The organism is Streptomyces sp. NPDC091289, from assembly GCF_044757365.1.
GTDB lineage: Bacteria > Actinomycetota > Actinomycetes > Streptomycetales > Streptomycetaceae > Streptomyces.
Window position 1 is genome coordinate 22939 of record NZ_JBIVUT010000004.1, and the last position, 20407, is coordinate 43345.

At 72.7% G+C, this 20407-nt stretch carries 20 protein-coding genes; 12 read left to right on the forward strand and 8 right to left on the reverse strand.

What is annotated here, in order from left to right:
- Nucleotides 1-35: 35 nt before the first annotated feature.
- Together ACIQPT_RS05945 and ACIQPT_RS05950 are read left to right on the forward strand one after the other, a co-directional pair.
- Nucleotides 36-971, forward strand: coding sequence for a J domain-containing protein (locus tag ACIQPT_RS05945; RefSeq protein WP_401153099.1), 936 nt, complete (start codon nucleotides 36-38; stop codon nucleotides 969-971).
- A 140-nt stretch (nucleotides 972-1111) separates the two neighbouring features.
- The gene (locus ACIQPT_RS05950; RefSeq protein ID WP_010071374.1) at nucleotides 1112-1456 is read left to right on the forward strand and encodes a rhodanese-like domain-containing protein; all 345 of its coding nucleotides are present in this window, start codon (nucleotides 1112-1114) and stop codon (nucleotides 1454-1456) included.
- 39 nt (nucleotides 1457-1495) lie between these two features.
- Here the strand turns inward: ACIQPT_RS05950 and ACIQPT_RS05955 are convergent, their stop codons facing one another.
- From ACIQPT_RS05955 to paaA, 6 genes are all read right to left on the reverse strand, one after another.
- Nucleotides 1496-2680: an acyl-CoA dehydrogenase family protein gene (locus ACIQPT_RS05955; protein WP_401153100.1), complete on the reverse strand. Its 1185-nt coding sequence runs from the start codon at nucleotides 2678-2680 to the stop codon at nucleotides 1496-1498.
- A gap of 95 nt (nucleotides 2681-2775) precedes the next feature.
- Entirely contained in the window at nucleotides 2776-3834 is a 1059-nt protein-coding gene (locus ACIQPT_RS05960; RefSeq protein WP_401153102.1) for a 2Fe-2S iron-sulfur cluster-binding protein, read from the reverse strand.
- Nucleotides 3835-4332 carry a 1,2-phenylacetyl-CoA epoxidase subunit PaaD gene (gene paaD, locus ACIQPT_RS05965; protein ID WP_401153104.1) on the reverse strand — a complete coding sequence of 166 codons (498 nt, stop codon included), beginning with the start codon at nucleotides 4330-4332 and terminating at the stop codon, nucleotides 3835-3837. It lies immediately after the preceding gene.
- Nucleotides 4326-5042, reverse strand: coding sequence for a 1,2-phenylacetyl-CoA epoxidase subunit PaaC (gene paaC / locus ACIQPT_RS05970; protein ID WP_401153105.1), 717 nt, complete (start codon nucleotides 5040-5042; stop codon nucleotides 4326-4328). Before paaC ends, paaD begins: the two co-directional genes overlap by 7 nt.
- Nucleotides 5039-5329, reverse strand: coding sequence for a 1,2-phenylacetyl-CoA epoxidase subunit PaaB (paaB, locus tag ACIQPT_RS05975; RefSeq protein WP_010060350.1), 291 nt, complete (start codon nucleotides 5327-5329; stop codon nucleotides 5039-5041). Before paaB ends, paaC begins: the two co-directional genes overlap by 4 nt.
- Nucleotides 5326-6444: a 1,2-phenylacetyl-CoA epoxidase subunit PaaA gene (gene paaA / locus ACIQPT_RS05980; protein WP_401153107.1), complete on the reverse strand. Its 1119-nt coding sequence runs from the start codon at nucleotides 6442-6444 to the stop codon at nucleotides 5326-5328. The genes paaB and paaA overlap by 4 nt, the downstream gene beginning before the upstream one ends.
- Before the next feature lie 115 nt (nucleotides 6445-6559).
- Here paaA and ACIQPT_RS05985 point away from each other — a divergent pair, with 115 nt between their 5' ends.
- The 3 genes from ACIQPT_RS05985 to ACIQPT_RS05995 are packed head-to-tail and all read left to right on the forward strand — an operon-like array spanning nucleotide 6560 to nucleotide 9512.
- On the forward strand, nucleotides 6560-7402 hold the full coding sequence (locus tag ACIQPT_RS05985; protein WP_401153541.1) for a DUF5819 family protein: 843 nt from the start codon (nucleotides 6560-6562) through the stop codon (nucleotides 7400-7402).
- Complete coding sequence (locus tag ACIQPT_RS05990) at nucleotides 7399-8796, forward strand: HTTM domain-containing protein (protein ID WP_401153109.1); 1398 nt, start codon at nucleotides 7399-7401, stop codon at nucleotides 8794-8796. Before ACIQPT_RS05985 ends, ACIQPT_RS05990 begins: the two co-directional genes overlap by 4 nt.
- On the forward strand, nucleotides 8793-9512 hold the full coding sequence (locus tag ACIQPT_RS05995; protein WP_401153110.1) for a TrmH family RNA methyltransferase: 720 nt from the start codon (nucleotides 8793-8795) through the stop codon (nucleotides 9510-9512). Before ACIQPT_RS05990 ends, ACIQPT_RS05995 begins: the two co-directional genes overlap by 4 nt.
- Before the next feature lie 14 nt (nucleotides 9513-9526).
- Here the strand turns inward: ACIQPT_RS05995 and paaN are convergent, their stop codons facing one another.
- Nucleotides 9527-11227, reverse strand: a complete 1701-nt coding sequence (gene paaN, locus ACIQPT_RS06000; protein ID WP_401153112.1) for a phenylacetic acid degradation protein PaaN — start codon at nucleotides 11225-11227, stop codon at nucleotides 9527-9529.
- A 156-nt stretch (nucleotides 11228-11383) separates the two neighbouring features.
- Here paaN and ACIQPT_RS06005 point away from each other — a divergent pair, with 156 nt between their 5' ends.
- Nucleotides 11384-11980 carry a TetR/AcrR family transcriptional regulator gene (locus ACIQPT_RS06005; protein ID WP_401153114.1) on the forward strand — a complete coding sequence of 199 codons (597 nt, stop codon included), beginning with the start codon at nucleotides 11384-11386 and terminating at the stop codon, nucleotides 11978-11980.
- A gap of 78 nt (nucleotides 11981-12058) precedes the next feature.
- On the opposite strand, the gene ACIQPT_RS06010 is transcribed toward ACIQPT_RS06005, so the two are convergent.
- Complete coding sequence (locus ACIQPT_RS06010) at nucleotides 12059-12715, reverse strand: Lrp/AsnC family transcriptional regulator (protein WP_401153116.1); 657 nt, start codon at nucleotides 12713-12715, stop codon at nucleotides 12059-12061.
- A gap of 223 nt (nucleotides 12716-12938) precedes the next feature.
- Here ACIQPT_RS06010 and pdhA point away from each other — a divergent pair, with 223 nt between their 5' ends.
- The 6 genes from pdhA to ACIQPT_RS06040 all read left to right on the forward strand — a co-directional run bounded on the left by pdhA (nucleotide 12939) and on the right by ACIQPT_RS06040 (nucleotide 20388).
- Nucleotides 12939-14099, forward strand: coding sequence for a pyruvate dehydrogenase (acetyl-transferring) E1 component subunit alpha (gene pdhA, locus ACIQPT_RS06015; RefSeq protein WP_401153118.1), 1161 nt, complete (start codon nucleotides 12939-12941; stop codon nucleotides 14097-14099).
- On the forward strand, nucleotides 14096-15127 hold the full coding sequence (locus ACIQPT_RS06020) for an alpha-ketoacid dehydrogenase subunit beta (RefSeq protein ID WP_401153120.1): 1032 nt from the start codon (nucleotides 14096-14098) through the stop codon (nucleotides 15125-15127). Before pdhA ends, ACIQPT_RS06020 begins: the two co-directional genes overlap by 4 nt.
- Nucleotides 15127-16602, forward strand: a complete 1476-nt coding sequence (locus tag ACIQPT_RS06025) for a dihydrolipoamide acetyltransferase family protein (RefSeq protein WP_401153121.1) — start codon at nucleotides 15127-15129, stop codon at nucleotides 16600-16602. Before ACIQPT_RS06020 ends, ACIQPT_RS06025 begins: the two co-directional genes overlap by 1 nt.
- Before the next feature lie 116 nt (nucleotides 16603-16718).
- Nucleotides 16719-17645, forward strand: a complete 927-nt coding sequence (locus ACIQPT_RS06030) for a DUF6457 domain-containing protein (RefSeq protein WP_401153123.1) — start codon at nucleotides 16719-16721, stop codon at nucleotides 17643-17645.
- A complete protein-coding gene (locus ACIQPT_RS06035; RefSeq protein ID WP_401153124.1) occupies nucleotides 17642-19294 on the forward strand; it encodes a molybdopterin-binding protein in 1653 nt (550 codons plus the stop codon). The genes ACIQPT_RS06030 and ACIQPT_RS06035 overlap by 4 nt, the downstream gene beginning before the upstream one ends.
- Nucleotides 19252-20388, forward strand: a complete 1137-nt coding sequence (locus ACIQPT_RS06040; RefSeq protein WP_401153126.1) for a potassium channel family protein — start codon at nucleotides 19252-19254, stop codon at nucleotides 20386-20388. The genes ACIQPT_RS06035 and ACIQPT_RS06040 overlap by 43 nt, the downstream gene beginning before the upstream one ends.
- The last annotated feature ends 19 nt before the right edge of the window (nucleotides 20389-20407 follow it).

Consider the following 20407-nt stretch of genomic DNA (forward strand, 5'->3'; position numbering starts at 1 on the left):
GCGGTGCCGCCGGGCCGTGGCCATACGCTGGACGGGTGACCCACGAAGCCGCCGGGGTGCCGACCACCCGGAACGATGAAGACCGGCAGGACAACGACCGGCCTGACGAGCCCCGGCCCGTCCCGGAGGCGGCGGACGCTTCCGGTGCCGCGGACGCCGCCGCTGCCGGGGAGCCCGCCGGCCCCGAGGACGCCGCGCCGCGCCCCGAGGCGCGGCTGGCCAGGGCGGTGCAGGCCGCCGAGCAGGCGTTGATCGAGTTCGAGATCGCGGTGGAGACCTTCCGGGTGGAGGTCGAGAACTTCTCCCGGCTGCACCACCAGAAGCTCGGCCCGATGTACGCCCGCCTCGACGAGCTGGACGCGCTGATCGCGGAGGCGAAGGCCGCCCGGACCGGGGATCCGGAGGACGAGCGCAAGGCGCGGGAGGCGCGGGCGGTCGTCATGCCGATGCCCGGGGTCGACGAGCTGTTCCACGACTGGATGGACGCCGACGGGCTGTCCCCCGAGGCCGCGGCCATGCTCACCGAGCAGCCGGTCAGGCCGCCGAAGCGGGTCCGGCCGAGCGATGAGGCCCGCAAGCTCTACCGGGACCTGGCCCGCAAGGCGCACCCCGACCTCGCCCAGGACGAGCCGGAGCGCCAGCGCCGGGACGAGTTCATCGCCCGGGTGAACGCCGCCTACGGGCGCGGTGACGTCGAGCTGCTCAAGGAGCTCGTGGCGGAGTGGGCGGCGGGCCCGGTGCAGCAGCCGGCCCCGCTCAGCGAGAGCGAGGAGCTCTACGCCCGGCTGGAGTGGCTCAGCCGGCGCAAGGAGCTGCTGACGGTGCTGGCCAAGGAGCTGGAGGAGGGGGCGATCGGCTCGATGCTGCGGATGGCCCCGGACGACCCGGACCAGCTGCTGGAGGACATCGCGGAGCAGCTGCTCGGCGAGGTGTCCCGGCGTGAGGCCGAGCTCGCGGAGATGGTGCAGTAGCGTTCCGGGTGACTCTGCCGCGTATGCGCGTATGCCTGTGTGCGCGTATGTACGAAGCCCGCGTATGAGGCTCCCGTACGAGGCTCATGTACGAGGCCCCTTTACGAGGCCCCAAGATCGCACGAGAGAAGGCATGACCCATGAATTTCGCCCCGCTGCCCTCGGTGGACGCCGCGGCGGTGCCGTCGGACGGCTTCGTTCTGGACGTCCGTGAGAACGACGAGTGGGCGGCCGGTCACGTCGAGGGTGCGCTGCACATTCCGATGAGCGACTTCGTGGGCCGGTTCGGTGAGCTGACCGAGGCCGCCGAGGACGGCCGTCGCGTGCATGTGATGTGCCGGGTCGGCGGCCGGTCGGCCCAGGTCACCCAGTACCTGGTCCAGCAGGGCATCGACGCGGTGAACATCGACGGCGGCATGCAGGCCTGGGACGGCGCCGGGCGCCCGATGGTCACGGACAACGGGACGCCCGCTTTCGTCCTCTGAGGCCGGTACGGGCCTACGGGTTCAGCCGGTTCAGCCGGTTCAGCCGAGGGGGTGGGCGGCCAGCAGGTCGCCCAGGGCCTCCTCATGGGCCGCGGCCGGGCCGAGGGAGAGCTCGATCTGCTTCGCCCAGGCGTGGAAGCGGTGCAGCGGGTAATCGGTGTCCGCGCCGAACCCGCCGTGCAGGTGCTGGGCGGTCTGCACGACACGGCGGACGCCGTCGGAGGCCCAGATCTTCGCCACGGCGACATCGCCCGCAGGGGGCAGCGGTCCCCCGGCGTCGGTGGAGATCCGCCAGGCGGCCTGCCAGAGGGTGGCCTCCATCGCCCGGAGATCGATGTACCGGTCGGCGGCCTGGACCGCCACCGCCTGGAACGTGGCGACCGGGAATCCGAACTGCTCGCGCTTGCCGGTGTATGCGGCGGTCATCGTGAGCACCCGCTCGCCCAGCCCGAGCGCGAGCGCGCAGGTCCCCGTGGTGAGCAGGGACCGCAGCCACTCCCAGCACTCCGCCGCGTCGATCAGCTCGCGGGCCGCCACGCGCACGGCGTCGAGCCGGACCTCGGCGAGGCGTTCACCGCTGGTGGAGACTTGGTCGGCCAGGGTGACGCCGTCGCGGGTACGCGGCACGAGAGCCAGGACCGGCCGGCCCCCGGCGGTGTGCGCGGGGACGGCGATCCAGTCGGCCACCTGGGCCCAGGGAACCGCGGACTGCACCCCGTCGAGCACCCAGCCGGAGTCCCCGGCCGATGCCCCGTTCTCGCTGTTCTCGCTGTTCTCGCCGTTCTCGCCGTACGGCCGTGCGGTGACGGCGAGTTCGGCCGGATCATGGCCGCTGCGGCCGTTGGCGCCGACGGTCAGGATCAGTTCGCCCCGGCCCGCCCGGGGCAGCAGCTCCGCCGCGAGGGTGCTGTCGCCGTACCGCTGGAGGGCCATCGCGACCGCGCAGCTCTCCAGCAGCGGGACCCTGGCCAGCACCTTGGCCGACTCCCGCAGGACCAGGCAGAGCGCGATCGGGTCGAGGCCCGCGCCCCCGTGGTCCGGCGACAGAGTGAGCCCGAGCAGGTCCGTGCGCGCCAGCTCGTTCCACAGCTGCCGGTCGATGTCCTCCGCCACGGCACCCGGCGTCAGGGCGGGGCTGGGCGCGCGGTCGGGCGCGACATCCGAGAAGACGGACCTGGCCGCCTCGACGGCCGCCTGCTGTTCCTCGGTGAAGGTGAAGTCCACTGTCCCGGCCTCCCGCTAACCGTTGACGATCTGACGGGACGTCAAGATAGAACAGGTTCTATGGGAAGGGAACAGTGCGGAGGTGTACGCGCGACTCAGCGGTCGAAGTCCAGCTCCACCTCCGGGGTGAGCGGATGCGACTGACAGGCCAGCACGAAGCCCGCCCCGGTCTCCTCCGGTTCCAGCGCGAAGTTGCGGTCCATCCGGACCTCGCCCGATACGAGGAACGCCCGGCAGGTCCCGCACACCCCGCCCTTGCAGGCGTACGGAGCGTCCGAACGGCTCCGCAGCACCGTCTCCAGCAGGGATTCGGCGTCCTGCACGGGCCAGCTGCCCGAGCGGCCGTGGAGCGTGGCCGTCAGCACGGCGTCGGACGGGGCGGCGACCTTGACCACCGTCACATCGGCGGGGCCTTCGTCGACGTGGAAGATCTCCTGGTGGACCCGCGTGCGGTCGACGCCGAGGGCTTTCAGCGCTGTCTCCGTGCCCCGTACGAGACCGAGCGGCCCGCACAGGAACCAGCCGTCCACCTCCGGCACCGGAAGCACGGCGGGCAGCAGGCCGGTGAGCCGTTCGGCGTCCAGCCGTCCGGAGGGGAGCCCGGCCGACTGCTCCTCCCGGGAGAGCGCGGTGATCAGCTGGAAGCGGTCCGGATAGCGGTCCTTGAGGTCGGCCACCTCGTCGAGGAACATCGTCGAGGCCGCCGTGCGGTCACTGCGGATCAGGCAGAACCGGGCCGTCGGCTCCCGGTCGAGCAGGGTGGCCGCCATCGACAGCACCGGGGTGATGCCGCTGCCGCCGACCACCGCCGCGAACAGACCCGGGCGCGGCTCCAGCACGAAGCGGCCCATCGGAGGCATGGCCTCCACCTGGTCGCCGACGGCCAGTTCCTTCAGGGCGTACGTGGAGAACGTCCCGCCCTCGACCATGCGGATGCCCACGCGCAGCACCGGTTCGCCGGGCTGCTCAGTGGCGGGTGCGCAGATCGAGTACGAGCGGCGGATCTCCTGGCCGTCCACGGTGTAGCGCACGTTCAGATGCTGGCCGGGGGTGTGGCGGAAGGTCTCGCGCAGCTCGGCGGGCACGGCGAGGGTCACGGCCACCGCGTCGTCCGTGATCCGTTCGATCGCGCTGACCCGGAGCGGATGGAACATCTACAACTCCTTGAAGTGGTCGAACGGTTCGCGGCAGGCGACGCAGCGGCGCAGGGCCTTGCACGCCGTGGAGGAGAACCGGCTGAGCAGTTCCGTGTCCGTGGACCCGCAGTGCGGGCAGCGCACCGAGAGCGTCAGGGGCACGGGGCCCCCGTCGGCGCTGTGGGCGCGCGGCGGGGCGATGCCGAACTCGGCGAGCTTGCGGCGGCCTTCGGCGCTGATGTCGTCCGTCGACCAGGCCGGCGCCAGGACCGTGACCACGGAGACGTCCGGGACGCCGTGGTCGTGCAGCACCCGCTCGATGTCGGCGGACATCGCCTCGATCGCCGGGCAGCCGGTGTAGGTCGGGGTGAGATGGACGGTCACGCAGCCGGGGCCGTCCACCCGCACGTCCCGCAGGACGCCGAGCTCCGCCAGGGTCAGCACCGGCAGCTCGGGGTCGGGCACGGAGCCGGCGAGGTCGCGCAGCTCCGCCTCCAGCCGGGTGTCGGTCACCATGACGCCCCCGGATGACTGCGGTGCAGGTGCTGCATCTCGGCGATCATGCGGCCGAACGGCTCGGTGTGCAGGCCCTGCCGGCCCGCGCCCGCCGCCCAGCCCCCGGACTGCGCGCCCGCCGGGAGGGTCAGGCCGGCCCGCTCGACGACATCGGTGACAACGGCGAGCCAACCGCTCCGCAGCGCCTGCCAGTCGACACCGGAGTCGGGGGAGTCGAGTCCTTCGACCGGCTGGAACATCTCGCCGGTGAACCGCCACAGCGCGTCCAGGCCGCTCTGCATCCGGCCGTGGCTCTCCTCGGTGCCGTCGCCGAGCCGCAGGACCCACTGCTCGGCGTGGTCACGGTGGTAGGCCACTTCCTTGACGGCCTTGGCCGCCAGGCCGGTGAACTCGCCGTCCCCGGCCGCCAGCCGCTCGTACAGCAGGTGCTGGTACACCGAGAAGTAGAACTGCCGGGCGATCGTGTGGGCGAAGTCCCCGTTCGGCTGCTCGACCAGTTGGAGGTTGCGGAAGGCGCGCTCCTCGCGGAGGTAGGCGAGCTCGTCCTCGTCGCCGACGAGGGAGAGCAGCACCCGCGCCTGTCCCAGCAGGTCCAGGGCGATGTTGGCGAGAGCCACCTCCTCCTCCAGGACGGGGGCGTGACCGGCCCACTCCCCCAGCCGGTGCGAGAGCACCAGCGCGTCGTCGCCGAGGGCGAGTGCGGCGCTCACAGGTGCTTCACCCCGTCCGGGATCTCGTAGAACGTCGGGTGGCGGTAGGGCTTGTCGCCGGCCGGTTCGAAGAAGGAGTCCTTCTCGTCGGGCGAGGAGGCCGTGATCGCGGTGGACGGGACCACCCAGATCGAGACGCCCTCCGAGCGGCGGGTGTAGAGATCGCGGGCGTTGCGCAGGGCCATCTCGGCGTCCGGTGCGTGCAGGCTGCCCGCATGGGTGTGGGACAGTCCGCGCCGCGAGCGCACGAACACCTCCCACAGGGGCCAGTCGGTCGAGCTGCTCATGCCGTCTCCTCCACATGCCGCGCGGGTGCGCTGTTCTGTGCCTGTGCCTGTGCCTGTGCCGATGCCAGCGCCGATTCCTGGGCCGATTCCTGGGCTCGGGCCTGGGGCGACGACGGGGCCGGGGCGTGCTTGGCGGCGTACGCGGCCGCCGCGTCCCGGACCCAGGCGCCTTCCTCATGGGCCCTGCGCCGCTGGGTGATCCGCTCTTCGTTGCAGGGGCCGTTGCCCTTGAGGACCGCCTGGAACTCGGCCCAGTCGATCGCGCCGAAGTCGTGCCGGCCGAGCTCCTCGTTCCACCGGATGTCGGGGTCCGGGAGCTCCAGGCCCAGCGCTTCGGCCTGGGGCACGCAGATGTCCACGAAGCGCCGGCGCAGCTCGTCGTTGGAGTGTCGCTTGATCTTCCAGGCCATGGACTGCTCGGAGTGCGACGAGGCGTCGTCGGGCGGGCCGAACATCATCAGGGAGGGCCACCACCAGCGGTTCACCGCGTCCTGGGCCATGGCGTGCTGGGCCTCGGTGCCACGGCTGAGGGCGAGCAGCAGCTCATACCCCTGGCGCTGGTGGAACGACTCCTCCTTGCAGATGCGGACCATCGCGCGGGCGTAGGGGCCGTAGGAGCAGCGGCAGAGCGGGACCTGGTTGGTGATCGCCGCGCCGTCCACCAGCCACCCGATCGCGCCGACGTCGGCCCAGGTCAGCGTGGGGTAGTTGAAGATCGACGAATAGCGCTGGCGGCCCGCGTGGAGCTTGTCGAGCAGCTCCTCGCGGCTGGTGCCCAGGGTCTCGGCGGCGCTGTAGAGATACAGGCCGTGGCCCGCCTCGTCCTGCACCTTGGCCATGAGGATCGCCTTGCGGCGCAGCGAGGGCGCCCGGGTGATCCAGTTGGCCTCGGGCTGCATGCCGATGATCTCCGAGTGGGCGTGCTGGGCCATCTGGCGGACCAGCGTCGCCCGGTAGGCGTCGGGCATCCAGTCGCGCGGCTCGATCCGCTCGTCCGCCGCGACGGTCGCGTCGAAGGCGGCGATGCGGTCCGCGCTCGCCGCGTCCACCACATCCGCCGCATTCGCCGTGCCGAGGGTCTTCTGCGTCGTCTGGTCCGCAGTCACTGCCGCCATCCCGGGCTCCCTACCGACCGATCGTTCGGTTCCTTGACTTCAATGGTGAGTCGGAGGCCCGTAGGGTGTCAACCCTGTGGATAACTGAGTGGTGATCGACGGTGAGCGGGGCGGGATGGATTCGGACCACGACAGGAGCTCTGCGGACGGGGGGAAGGACGCCTGGCCGCAGGCGTTGAACCGGCCCCCGGAAGCGCGGGACACCCCCGAAGCCATACCGTCGGCGCCCTCGGCCCCGGTGGCGGAGCCCTTGGTCCCGGTGGCGGATCCCTTGGCCACCGGCCGGGGCATAGCCGGGCTCTCCTTTCCGTACCAGGTGGTCGCGGCCCTGGCGCTGTCCCTGATCGGACTGCTCGCCTGCACCCAGGTGGCCATGGTGTTCCTGCACGTCGCCCCGTCCAACACGCTGACCAAGCAGCACGGGAAGACGATCGACCGCTGGATCTACCCGGAGTTCGAGCAGAACTGGAAGCTCTTCGCGCCCAATCCGCTCCAGCAGAACGTCGCCGTCCATGTGCGGGCCGATGTGGTGGGGGCCGACGGCCGCCGCACCACGAGGTGGATGAACCTGACCCACGAGGACGGCGAAGCGATACGCGGCAGCTTCTTCCCCAGCCATGTGAACCAGAACGAGCTCCGCCGGGGCTGGGACTTCTACGTCAATTCCCACGACAGCGAGAACCGCCCCAACGGCCTGCGCGGGGACCTCTCCGAGCGCTACATCCGGCGGATCACGATGCTGCGGCTGAGCGAGCGCGACTACGGCGGCACGATCGAACGCATCCAGCTCCGCTCCGCCACCAGCTCCATCGCCCCGCCCCCGTGGAGCAACGAGAAGATCAGCACCCGGCCCGTCTACCGCGTACTCCCCTGGTGGACCGTGAACCCGGACGATCTTCCCGCCCGTGACGCGGAGCAGAGCCGGGACGAGGCGCACGGCGGGGAGGAGAACCGGTGACCATCCCCTCGCCCGCGGACCCGCAGGACACGAGCCCGCAGGACACGGCAACCCAGCCGTCCGGCCCCCGCCCGGACGGCCCCCGCCCCGGAGGCCCCGGCAACCCCGGTGGCGGTCCGGCCCGCGCCCTTCAGCGCGTCACGGCCTCGGCCCTCGGCCCGTACCAGAGTGCCGTCGTCCGGATCGGCTTCGCCGCCACCTACCTCTTCTTCCTGCTGCGCGAGCTGCCGCACCGCCATGAGCTGTACGGCCCCGACAGCCCGTGGCACTGGGAGCTGGCCCGCCGGCTCACGGACGGCAACGAGGCCTTCTCCGTCCTGATGTGGACCGACAGCACGGTCTGGTTCGAGGCCGTGTACGTCCTCACGCTGCTGTCCGCCACGGCGCTGCTGCTCGGGTGGCGGACCCGGACCATGTCCGTCCTCTTCATGGTCGGCGTGCTCTCCGTGCAGAACCGCAGCATCTTCATGGGCGACGGCGGCGACAACGTCGTCCACCTCATGGCGATCTACCTGGTGCTGACGCGCTGCGCCCAGGTCTGGTCGCTGGACGCCCGGCGCGCGGCGCGCGGCGCACAGCGTGCGGCGGCGGGCCTGCCGCCGCTGCGGGACATCGTGGGCCCGGTGCTCTGGACGCTCCTCGGCCCCGTCCTCGTGGCGGCCACGCTGATGGGCGGGCTCGGCGGCACCTGGTGGCTCCCGGCACTGCTCTGGACGATCTGGATCTCGGCCGCCGCCTGGTGGGCCGTGAACCGCTACCTGCCGCACGGCGAGCCCCGCACCCTGCTCGATGTGCTGGCCAACCTCGCGCACAACGCCACCCTCGCCGTGATCATGGCCGAGGTCTGCCTGATCTACGCGACCGCCGGCTGGTACAAGATCCAGGGGTCGCGCTGGCAGGACGGCACCGCGCTCTACTACCCGCTCAACCTCGACTACTTCACCCCGTGGCCCGCCCTGTCGGACATCCTGGGCGCCAGCGGACTGATGGTGATGGTGCTGACGTACGGCACGGTCATCGTCCAGGTCGCCTTTCCGTTCACGCTGTTCAACCGGCGGGTCAAGAACGTCCTGCTGGTCGTGATGATCTGCGAGCACGCGGGGATCGCCCTGCTGCTCGGGCTGCCGTTCTTCTCCATGGCGATGATCGCGGCCGACGCGGTGTTCCTGCCGACGGCCTTCCTCGTGTGGCTGGGCGCCCGGGTCACGATGGGTCGGCGGCGGCTGTTCCCCGGGCTGCCCGGCCGGTCCCGTACGCAGGAGAAGCCCGGGACGGCCGGCGCCGCGGACGGGCCCGCCGGCCCGCCGGGGGCCGGTCCGGCGAAGGACGGCCACGACGGTACGGAGGAGCCCCGGCTCCAGGGCGGCGGCGGGGGCCATACGCTCGTCGGGTGAGCAGTGAGACCGGCAGAACCCATGAGCCCCCGACGGAGCCCCTCCCGACGGATCCCCTTCCGACGGAACCCCTCCAGTACGACGACGGCTACGGCCAGACGATCGGTGTCGGGCCGCACCCGCTGCCCTGGCCCGAGGGCGACCGCTACGACCCCGAGCTGCTGGCCGACGGCGACCGGCGCAACGTCGGTGACGCGTACCGCTACTGGACGCGGGAGGCGATCGTCGCCGATCTCGACCTGCGGCGGCACGACTTCCACGTGGCCGTGGAGAACTGGGGCCACGACTTCAACATCGGCTCGGTGGTGCGAACCGCCAACGCCTTCCTGGCCAAGGAGATCCACATCGTGGGCCGGCGGCGCTGGAACCGGCGCGGCGCCATGGTCACCGACCGCTACCAGCATGTGCGCCACCACCCGGACACGGCCGACCTGACCGCGTGGGCGGCTGCCGAGGGGCTGCCGATCATCGGGATCGACAACCTCCCCGGTGCCGTACCGCTGGAGCGCACCGAGCTGCCGCGCCGGTGCGTCCTGCTGTTCGGGCAGGAGGGGCCGGGCCTGACCGAGGAGGCGCGGAAGCACGCTTCGATGGTGTGCTCGATCGCGCAGTTCGGCTCGACCCGGTCCATCAACGCCGGCGCCGCCGCGGCCATCGCGATGCACGCGTGGGTACAGCGCCACGCCGACGTCCCGGACCCGTTGGAGACCCCCTAGTCACGCCTGGCGGTTCAGGCCTGGCGGCGCACCTCCACCACGCGGAAGCGGTTGGCGACGAAGGCTCCGTCGCACAGCGCCGCGTTCGCGGCGGGGTTGCCGCCGGAGCCGTGGAAGTCGGAGAAGGCCGCGGTCTGGTTGACGTAGACCCCTCCGGTCAGGTTCAGCGAGAGCTGGGCCGACTCGTCCAGGCAGACGTCCTCGATCGCCCGCTCCACCTCGGGGGAGGCGGTGTAGGCGCCGACCGTCATCGCCCCCTTGTCGCGGATCGTGCGGCGGAGCAGGTCGAGGGCGGCGGACGTCGACTCGACGGCGACGGCGAAGGACACCGGCCCGAAGCACTCCGAGAGGTAGGCCGCGTCGTCGTCGGCCTTGGTGCCGTCGAGCTTCACGAGGACCGGCGTACGGACGGCCGCGTCGGGGAATTCGGGGTTCGCGACCGTGCGCGAGTCCAGTGCCACCTCGCCGATCTCTCCGGCGGCCTCCACCCGGGCCCTGACGTCCGGGTTGACCAGCGCGCCGAGCAGGGCGGACGCGCGGGCGTCGTCGCCGAGCAGGGCGGTGACGGCCGCCGCGAGGTCGGCGACCACGTCGTCGTAGGACTTGGCGCCGTCGTCGGTGGCGATGCCGTCCCGGGGAATCAGCAGGTTCTGCGGGGTGGTGCACATCTGGCCGCTGTACAGCGAGAGGGAGAACGCCAGGTTGGCGAGCATGCCCCGGTAGTCGTCGGTGGAGTCGACGACGATCGTGTTGACGCCTGCCTTCTCCGTGTAGACCTGGGCCTGGCGGGCGTTCTCCTCCAGCCAGTCGCCGAAGGCGGTGGAGCCGGTGTAGTCGATGATCCGGGTCTCGGGACGGACCGCGAGGGTCTTGGCGATGCCCTCACCGGGCCGCTCGGCGGCCAGCGCGACCAGATTCGGGTCGAAGCCCGCCTCGGTCAGCACCTCGCGGGCGATGGACACCGTGAGGGCCAGCGGGAGCACGGCGCGCGGGTGCGGCTTGACCAGCACCGGGTTGCCCGTGGCGAGGGAGGCGAAGAGGCCGGGGTAGCCGTTCCACGTGGGGAACGTGTTGCAGCCGATGAGCAGCGAGACGCCACGGCCGGATGTGATGAACGACTTGTGCAGCTTCAGCGGATCGCGCTTGCCCTGCGGCTTGGCCCAGTCGGCGGTCTCCGGGGTGCGGACCTGCTCCCGGTAGGCGTACGCCACGGCCTCCAGGCCGCGGTCCTGGGCGTGCGGGCCGCCCGCCTGGAACGCCATCATGAAGGCCTGGCCGCTCGTGTGCATCACGGCGTGGGCCAGCTCGTGGGTGCGGGCGCTGATCCGCGACAGGATCTCCAGACAGACCAGGGCCCGGATCTCCGGTCCCGCCGCCCGCCAGGCGCCCGTGCCGGCCTTCATCGCCGGCAGCAGGACGTCCGGGTCGGCGTGCGGATACTCGACGCCGAGCGCCGGCCCGTACGGCGAGACCTCGCCGCCGGTCCAGCCGTCGGTGCCGGGCTGGCCCAGGTCGAGGCGGGTGTTCAGGACCGCGTCGAAGGCGGCCTTGCCCTCGGCCGCACCGAGACTGCCCGGGGCGCCGCCCTCTCCGTAGGCCTTCGGGTGCTCGGGGTGCGGCGACCAGTACGCGCGGGTACTGATCACGTCGAGGGCCTGGTCGAGCGTGGGCCGGTGGGTCTCGGACAGCTGCTGGGGGGTGAGCGCGGCGGCCATGGCGGACCAACTCCTCATCGAGCCGGGCGGGGACGTACGGACGGAGTTAGAGTAACCGAACGATCGGTCGGGACAAGAGGCCCCAGGAAACCTGTGGACAACTTCGATGGTCCCCGCCTGCGCGGGGCTGATCCCTCATGGGGGAGGATCGCGGACATGACCACGGCCAAGCGGGACACGTACACACCGGAGACCCTGCTCACCGTCGCCGTCCGTGTCTTCAACGAGCGCGGCTACGACGGCACCTCCATGGAGCATCTCTCCCGGGCGGCGGGCATCTCGAAATCCTCCATCTACCACCATGTGGCGGGCAAGGAGGAGCTGCTGCGCCGGGCCGTCAGCCGGGCGCTCGACGGGCTCTTCGGCATCCTCGACGAGCCGGGGGCGCAGCGCGGGCGCGCGGTCGAGCGGGTCGAGTACGTCACGCGCCGGACCGTCGACGTGCTGATGGCCGAAGTTCCCTACGTCACCCTGCTGCTGCGCGTACGCGGCAACACGAAGACGGAGCGCTGGGCGCTGGAGCGGCGTCGCGAGTTCGACCAGCGGGTGTCGGAGCTGCTCAAGGCGGCGGTCGCCGAGGGCGACCTCCGGGCGGACGTGGACATACGGCTGGCGACCCGGCTGCTGTTCGGCATGGTGAACTCGCTGGTCGAGTGGTACCGGCCGCAGCCGGACGGTTCCCCGGGGGAGGAGCAGCTCGCGGACACGGTCGTCCAGCTGGCCTTCGAAGGGATGCGGGCGAACGGCCGCTGAGCCCGCCCGGCGGCTGAGCCCGCCCGGCGCCGGTCGTCGTTCTGTCTCCGTCGGCGCCGGTCGGGCGAGTTCGCGTGGTCAGGCGAGTTCGGCCGGCCGGTCCGGGCGCGGGCCGAGGTCCGTCTCCTCGAACACCAGCAGGGTGCGCGTCGAGAGCACCTCGGGGATGGACTGGATCCGGGTGAGGACCAGCTCGCGCAGCGCCCGGTTGTCCGGCGTGTGCACCAGGAGCAGTACGTCGAAATCACCGCTGACCAGGGCGATGTGCGTGGCCCCCGGCAGCGCTTGGAGCTGCTCGCGCACGGTGCGCCAGGAATTCTGCACGATCTTGAGCGTGATGTACGCGGACGCCCCCTGGCCCGCCCGCTCGTGGTCGACCCGGGCGCCGAAGCCGCGGATCACGCCGTCCTCGACGAGCCGGTTGATACGGGCGTAGGCGTTGGCGCGCGAGACGTGGACCCGTTCGGCCACGGACCGTATCGATGCGCGGCCGTCCGTCTGGAGGATGCGCAGGATGTCGCGGTCGATGGCGTCCAGCGGCCGCGCGGGCGGAACCGGGGGCTCCGTCGCCGGGACTGTCGGGCCCGCCTGGCCCACAGGGGCAGCCGGAGCAGCCGGAGCGGTCGGCGGTACGGCGGCCGGGGGTGTGGCGGCCAGAGGTGCGGCCGACGGTGTGGCCGCGGGCGCGGTCTGGCCCGGCTCCCTGCCCCTGTCGGCCATTTGTTCAGCTGCCATCGGCCCGCGCCTCCCTGTTGTGGACGACCTGTCCCTATCCCAGGCTGTGGAGAACCGTTTGTCCACAGGCTGGCGGCGCCTGTAGCCAAAATGCGCTCGCGACCGAACAATCGGTAGGTGAGGCACACCACATCCGTGCCTCGCCTACCCCTCGACATCTCGCTCCCTATCGACACCCCCGATCGACACCCTCGATCTCCCTCGATGCCAGGAGGTGCTTTTTATGACGGTCCAAGAGCTGCCCGGCGCGGCCGCCTACCGGCCCACGCCGCCCCCGGCCTGGAAGCCGATCACCGACCCCGCCCCGCTGCTCCCGGACCCGGAGCCCTACCGGGTGCTCGGTACGGACGCGGTCGCCGATGTCGATCCCGAGCTGCTGCTCCGGCTGCACGCCGAGCTGGTCCGCGGGCGCCGCTACAACGCCCAGGCCACCGCGCTGACGAAGCAGGGCCGGCTGGCGGTCTACCCGTCGAGCACCGGCCAGGAGGCGTGCGAGATCGCCGCGGCCCTGGTCCTGGAGGAGCGCGACTGGCTCTTCCCCAGCTACCGCGACACGCTGGCGGCCGTCGCGCGCGGCCTGGACCCGGTCGAGGCGCTGACCCTGCTGCGCGGCGACCGGCACACCGGTTACGACCCGCGCGAGCACCGCATCGCCCCGCTGTGCACCCCGCTGGCCACCCAGCTCCCGCACGCCGTGGGCCTGGCGCACGCCGCCCGGCTCAAGGGCGACGACGTGGTGGCGCTCGCCATGGTCGGCGACGGCGGCACCAGCGAGGGCGACTTCCACGAGGCGCTGAACTTCGCGGCCGTCTGGAAGGCCCCGGTCGTCTTCTTCGTCCAGAACAACGGCTTCGCGATCTCCGTGCCGCTGGCCAAGCAGACCGCCGCCCCCTCCCTCGCCCACAAGGCCGTGGGATACGGGATGCCGGGCCGCCTCGTCGACGGCAACGACGCCGCCGCGGTGCACCAGGTGCTGAGCGAGGCCGTGGCCCGGGCCCGGCGCGGCGAGGGCCCGACCCTGGTCGAGGCCGTCACCTATCGCATGGAGGCCCACACCAACGCCGACGACGCCACCCGCTACCGGGTCGACAGCGAGGTCGAGGCCTGGAAGGCACACGACCCGGTGCGGCTGCTGGAGCGCGAGCTGACGGGGCGCGGGCTGCTGGACGACGCGGGCATCGAGCGGGCGAAGGAGGCCGCCGAACGGATGGCCGCCGCCCTGCGCGACCGGATGAACGCGGATCCGGAGCTGGCCCCGATGGACCTGTTCGCCCATGTCTACGCCGAGCAGACCGGCCAGCTCCGGGAGCAGGCCGCGGCCCTGCGCGCCGAGCTGGACGCCGAGCAGGACCACGACGAGCACGGCGCGGAGGCAGGACGATGACCACCGCGGCAGCGACGGCCGGCGGACGTACGGCAAAGGCGAAACCGGCCACGATGGCCCAGGCACTCGGGCGCGCGCTGCGTGACTCGATGGCCGAGGACCCCACCGTCCATGTGCTCGGTGAGGACGTGGGCACGCTCGGCGGGGTCTTCCGGATCACCGACGGGCTGGCGAAGGAGTTCGGCGACGACCGCTGCACCGACACACCGCTGGCCGAGGCGGGCATCCTCGGCGCGGCCGTCGGCATGGCGATGTACGGGCTGCGGCCCGTGGTGGAGATGCAGTTCGACGCGTTCGCCTACCCGGCGTTCGAGCAGCTGATGAGCCATGTCGCCAAGATGCGCAACCGCACCGGCGGGGCCATGCCGCTGCCCATCACCGTGCGGGTGCCGTACGGCGGTGGGATCGGCGGGGTCGAGCACCACAGCGACTCCTCCGAGGCGTACTACATGGCCACCCCCGGCCTGCACGTCGTCACACCGGCCACGGTCGACGACGCGTACGGGCTGCTGCGGGAGTCGATCGCCTCGGACGACCCGGTGATCTTCCTGGAGCCGAAGCGGCTCTACTGGTCCAAGGCCGACTGGTCGCCCGAGGCCCCCGCCCCGGTCGAGCCGATCGGCAAGGCCGTGGTGCGCCGCTCCGGGCGCAGTGCCACGCTGATCACGTACGGGCCCTCCCTACCGGTCTGCATGGAGGCCGCCGAAGCGGCGGTCGCCGAGGGCTGGGACCTCGAAGTGGTGGACCTGCGTTCGCTGGTGCCGTTCGACGACGAGACGGTGGCCGCGTCGGTGCGGCGCACCGGGCGCGCGGTCGTCGTCCATGAATCCCCCGGATTCGGCGGACCCGGAGGCGAGATCGCGGCGCGGATCACCGAGCGGTGCTTCCACCATCTGGAGGCCCCGGTGCTGCGGGTGGCCGGGTTCGACATCCCTTACCCGCCGCCCATGCTGGAGCGGCACCATCTGCCGGGAGTGGACCGGGTCCTCGACGCGGTGGCCCGGTTGCAGTGGGAGGCGGACAGCTGATGGCCCAGGTGCTCGAATTCAAGCTGCCGGACCTCGGCGAGGGACTGACCGAGGCGGAGATCGTCCGCTGGCTGGTGGAGGTCGGCGATGTCGTCGCCATCGACCAGCCCGTCGTCGAGGTCGAGACGGCCAAGGCCATGGTGGAGGTGCCCTGCCCCTACGGGGGTGTGGTGACCGCGCGATTCGGCGAGGAGGGCGCGGAACTTCCCGTCGGCGCACCGCTGCTGACGGTCGCGGTCGGGGCGCCGGAGGGGCTGGACCTCTCCGGGGCGTCGCCGTCGTCCGCCGATTCCGCCGCCCCTGCCCCCTCTGCCGCTTCCGCCGGCTCCGATGCGGAGGCCTCGGGCGGGTCGGGGAACGTGCTCGTGGGGTACGGGACCGGCGCACCGGCCGCGCGTCGTCGGCGTATCCGGCCGGACCGGCTCGACCGGGCGGTGGCCGACGTCGTCGTGACCGCCCCGGCCGCGTCACCCGTTTCGGCTCCCGTTTCAGCCCCCGTTTCGGCTGCCGCTGCCGCTCCTGCGGCTGTGGTGAACGGGCAGGGCCCCGTGCCGGTGGTCTCTCCGCTGGTACGCCGGCTGGCCCGGCAGCACGACATCGATCTGCGGCGGCTGGCGGGTTCGGGCCCCGACGGGCTGATCCTGCGCGCCGACGTCGACCGGGCGATCCGGACGGCGGAGACCACAGCGGCGGAGACCGCGGTGGCTGAGACCGCGCCGACGGCAGGTGCGGCCCAGGCGCCCGCGGCAGCGGCAGCACCTGCCGCTGCTCCGGCCGCCGAACGGATTCCGCTGCGCGGGGTGCGCGGAGCGGTCGCCGACAAGCTGTCGCGCAGCCGGACCGAGATCCCGGACGCCACCTGCTGGGTCGATGCCGACGCCACCGAACTGATGGCGGTCCGGGCCGCGATGAACGCGGCCACGGGCCCGTCCGCCGGGCCGAAGGTGTCGGTCCTGGCCCTGCTGGCGAGGATCTGCACAGCGGCGCTGGCCCGGTATCCCGAGCTCAACTCCACCGTGGACACGGCGGCCCGAGAGATCGTCCGGCTGCCCGGCGTGCACCTCGGGTTCGCGGCCCAGACCGAGCGGGGCCTCGTCGTTCCGGTCGTCCGGGACGCGCACACCCGTAACGCCGAGTCGATCGGGGCCGAGATCGCCCGGCTGACCGAGCTGGCCCGGACCGGGAAGCTCAGCCCGGCCCAGCTGACCGGGGGCACGTTCACGCTGAACAACTACGGGGTGTTCGGGGTCGACGGTTCGACGCCGATCATCAACCACCCGGAAGCGGCGATGCTCGGCGTCGGCCGGATCATGCCCAAGCCCTGGGTGCACCGGGGCGAACTGGCCGTACGTCAGGTCGTCCAGCTGTCCCTCACCTTCGACCACCGGGTGTGCGACGGCGGAACGGCGGGCGGCTTCCTCCGGTATGTGGCGGACTGCGTGGAGCAGCCGGCGGTGCTGCTGCGCACCTTGTAGCCGGCCGGGTATCCGGCCTCTTCCGGACGCGCCCCTCCGGACGCGCCCCTCCGGGCCCGGGTCATCCACCGACCCCGGCGGGGGCGTCGCTCCGGGGCGCCGCCCATACTCGACGTATGACCGCCTATGACGTGATCGTCCTTGCCGGCGGGGCCGCGAAGCGGCTCGACGGCGCCGACAAGCCGGGAGTCCGGGTGGGCGGCCGGGCGCTGCTCGACCGGGTCCTCGCGGCCTGCGCCGACGCGGCCCTCACCGTTGTGGTGGGCGGTCGCCGTGCCACCGTCCGGCCGGTCGTCTGGACCCGGGAAGTGCCCCAGGGCGGCGGCCCGTTGGCGGCCCTGGGCGCGGGGCTGCGGATGACGACGGCGGAGCGCGTTCTCGTCCTCTCCGCCGACCTTCCGTTCCTCGGCCCGGGGACGGTCGACGCGCTGCTCGACGCCGCCGGCCGGCCCGGCCGGGAAGGGGCCCTGTGCACCGACCCCGACGGGCGCGACCAGCCGCTCGTGGCCGCCTATCGCGCCGAACCGCTCCGCCGGGAGCTGGCCCTGATCGCCACCGAGTACGGCGGCCTCGCCGGGCTGCCGCTCCGGCTCCTGACGGCGGAGCTGGACCTCGCCCGGGTCGACGCGGGTCCCGACGCCGCGTTCGACTGCGACACTTGGGACGACATCGCCGCCGCCAGAGCCCGGATCAGGGAGCATGGGGCCGTGCTGGACGAATGGATCACCTCGGTCAAGAACGAACTGGGAATCGACCTCGACGTCGACACCGGTGTCCTGCTCGACCTCGCCCGTGACGCCGCGCACGGAGTCGCCCGGCCCGCCGCTCCGCTCACGACCTTCCTGGTCGGGTACGCGGCGGCCAGGGCGAGCGCCGGCGCGGGGCCCGACGAGGCCGCCGCAGCGGTCGCGGAGGCCGCTCGCAAGGCCACCGCCCTCGCCCTGCGCTGGGAGGCGGAGGCGAGCGCGGGGGGCGATGCGGCGGGCGGTACCGCGGGCGGGGCGAAGCCAGACGCGGGCCGCGAGGGGACCGGGACACCATGACCGGCTCCGACCGGCCCCGCTCCGACCGGCCCCGCCCAGACCAACCCCACCCCGACCGGCCCCGCTCCGCCGGACCCGGGAGCGACCTCGCGCGCGAGGAAGAACGCGCCATCGAGCAGGCGCTCGCCCTGGTCGGCGGGGCGAGCCGGCGTCCGAGCCGCAGTCAGGATGCCCCTGCCACCCCCCAGGCGTCCGAAAGCGGCCGGGCGTCCGAAGGTGGCCGGGCGTCTGAAGGTGACCGGGCATCCGGAAGCGATGGGGCGCACGGAAGTGATCATCGACCCCGGCCCGATCGGCCCGCCCCGGGGGATTCCACGGAGGCCCCGCCGGGCACCCCGCCGGACGCCCCCACACCCAAGGCCGAGTCGGCCACACCGAAGTCCCTGCCCCTGGCCTGGGGCCGGGCGCGGGCGGTCGCGGCGAGGGCCGGGCGGGGCAGTCCGCCCGCGACGATCCGGTTGCCGCTCGACCGTGCACCGGGGCATGTGCTGGCCGAGGCGCTCGGCGCGCTCACCGATCTGCCGTCCTTCGACACCTCGGCCATGGACGGCTGGGCGGTCGCCGGACCCGGGCCCTGGGCGTTCGAGGCCGGGGCGGGGCTCCTCGCCGGACGCGGTCCGGCCGCCCCGCTGCCCGACGGGACCGCCGTACGGATCGCCACCGGCGCCCGCGTCCCGCCCGACACCACGGCGGTCATCCGCAGCGAGCACGCGCAGGCCGACCGGGACAAGGGGCTGCTGCACGCCCGGCGGCCCGTGGTCACCGGGCAGGACATCAGGCCCCGGGGCCAGGAGTGCCGTTCGGGCGAGCAGCTCGTCCCGGCCGGGACGGTCGTGACCCCGGCCGTGCTCGGCCTCGCCGCCGCCGCCGGGTACGACGCGCTGCCCGTCGTGCCCCGCCCGCGCGTCGACATCCTCGTCCTCGGCGACGAACTGCTCGCCGCCGGGCTGCCGCACGACGGGCTGATCCGTGACGCCCTGGGACCCATGCTCGGCCCCTGGCTGCGGGCGCTGGGCGCCGAGGTCTCCGGGCCCGTCCGCCTCGGGGACGACGCCGGGGCGCTCCGCGAGGCCCTCGCCTCCTCCGACGCCGACCTGATCGTCACCACCGGCGGCACCGCCTCCGGCCCGGTCGACCATGTGCACCCGGTCCTCGAAGCCCTCGGGGCCGAACTGCTGGTGGACGGGGTGGCCGTCCGCCCCGGCCACCCCATGCTGCTGGCACGGCTCCTGGCCCCCGGACGTATGAAGGGGCAGGCGGATGGACCGCCGGACGGGCCGTATCTGGTCGGGCTGCCCGGGAATCCGCTCGCGGCCGTATCGGGTCTGCTGACGCTCGCGGAACCACTGCTCGCGGGCATCGCGGGCAGCCCCGCCCAGGACCCGTACCGTGCCCTCGTCCATGCCGACGTGCACGGGCATCCGCACGACACCCGCCTCGTCCCCGTGGTGCATCGCGCGGGCCGGGCGGGCGGCCGGGACCATGTCGCGCCGCTGCGCTACAACGGGCCCGCGATGCTGCGGGGGATCGCCGCGGCGGACGGGTTGGCCGTCGTGCCGCCGGGCGGGGTACGGTCCGGCACCGAGGTGGAGATTCTGGATCTGCCATGGGCCCCGGCGACGCCGTGGACGGAAGGGTGTTTCACGTGAAACTTCCCGGCCACGACGCGATGGCCAGGCGAGCCGACGAACTGGTCGTGCCGACCCGGGTGATGCTCCCCCGCCGGGTCGTCGACGGCCCGGCCCGCCAGGTCGGGAAGCGTCTGCTGATGGCGCTGCTCGTGCTGGCCGCGACCGTGCTGATCGTCTGGCTCGACCGCGACGGCTACAACGACACCGCCGACGGCAGGGTCGATCTGCTCGACGCGGTCTACTACGCGACGGTCACCCTCTCCACCACCGGGTACGGCGACATCACACCGTTCAGCGACGGGGCCAGGCTGATCAACGTGGTGCTCGTGACACCGCTGCGCGTGCTCTTCCTGATCATCCTGGTCGGTACCACTCTCGAAGTCCTCACGGAACGGACCCGGGAGGACTTCCGGCTGAAGCGTTGGAGATCCAACTTGCGTGACCACACCGTCGTCGTCGGCTTCGGCACGAAGGGCCGCTCGGCGATCCTGACCCTCTGCGCCACCGGCCTGCGGAAGGACCAGATCGTCATCGTCGACCCGGCCTCCAAGGTGATCGAGGCGGCCAACGCCGAGGGCTTCACCGGTGTGCTCGGCGACGCCACCCGCAGCGATGTCCTGCTGCGCGCCGAGCTCCAGAAGGCGCGTCAGGTCATCATCGCCACCCAGCGCGACGACACCGCCGTCCTGGTGGCCCTGACCGCACGTCAGCTGAACCGCGGGGCGAAGATCGTGGCGACGGTGCGCGAGGAGGAGAACGCGCCCCTTCTGCGGCAGTCCGGCGCCGACGCCGTCATCACCAGCGCCAGTGCCGCCGGGCGGCTGCTCGGCCTCTCCGTCCTCAGCCCCAGCGCGGGCACGGTGATGGAAGACCTGATCCAGCAGGGCAGCGGCCTCGACCTGGTGGAACGGCCGGTCATAAAGGCCGAGGTGGGCAAGAACGTACGGGAGACGGACGACCTCGTCGTCAGTGTTCTGCGCGGGCACCGGCTGCTCGGTTACGACGACCCGGCGGCCAGCCCCTTGCAGCTGACGGACCGGGTCATCACCATCGTGCGGAAGAGCCCCAGCACGCCCTCCGTGCCGTACAACTCGGCGCCGCCGCGCCCCTGAACGCACGCTCGGCCGGAGT